At 61.9% G+C, this 821-nt stretch carries 1 protein-coding gene; it reads left to right on the plus strand.

From position 1 onward, the window contains the following. A partial coding sequence (locus GR158_RS25045; protein WP_160873055.1) for an NADP-dependent isocitrate dehydrogenase occupies nt 1-821 on the plus strand: 821 nt, incomplete at both ends.

Genomic DNA, 821 nt, shown 5'->3' on the forward strand with positions numbered 1-821 from the left:
GGCTGGACCAAGCCGATCATCGTCGGCCGCCATGCCTTCGGCGACCAGTACCGCGCCACCGACTTCAAGTTCCCCGGCAAGGGCAAGCTGACGATGAAGTTCGTCGGCGAAGACGGCAAGGAAATCGAATACGACGTGTTCGACGCGCCGTCGGCCGGCGTGGCCATGGGCATGTACAACCTCGACGATTCGATCACCGAATTCGCCCGCGCGTCGTTCAATTACGGCCTGCAGCGCAAGGTCCCGGTCTATCTCTCGACCAAGAACACCATCCTCAAGGTCTATGACGGCCGCTTCAAGGATATCTTCCAGCAGGTCTTCGACGCCGAATTCGCCGAGAAGTTCAAGGAAGCCAAGATCTGGTACGAGCACCGCCTGATCGACGACATGGTCGCTTCGGCGCTGAAATGGTCCGGCGGTTACGTCTGGGCGTGCAAGAACTACGACGGCGACGTGCAGTCCGACATCGTGGCGCAGGGCTTCGGCTCGCTTGGCCTGATGACCTCCGTCCTGATGACGCCCGATGGCAAGACGGTGGAAGCGGAAGCCGCGCACGGCACGGTGACCCGTCACTACCGCCAGCACCAGAAGGGCGAGGAAACCTCGACCAACTCGATCGCCTCGATCTTCGCCTGGACGCGTGGCCTTGCCCACCGCGCCAAGCTGGATGGCAATGCGGAACTGGCGAAGTTCTCCGAAACGCTGGAGAAGGTCTGCGTCGAGACCGTCGAATCCGGCTTCATGACCAAGGATCTCGCGCTCCTCATCGGTCCCGACCAGCCCTGGCTCTCCACCACCGGCTTCCTCGACAAGATCGACGA

The organism is Shinella sp. AETb1-6 (genome assembly GCF_009826875.1).
Taxonomy (GTDB): domain Bacteria; phylum Pseudomonadota; class Alphaproteobacteria; order Rhizobiales; family Rhizobiaceae; genus Shinella; species Shinella sumterensis.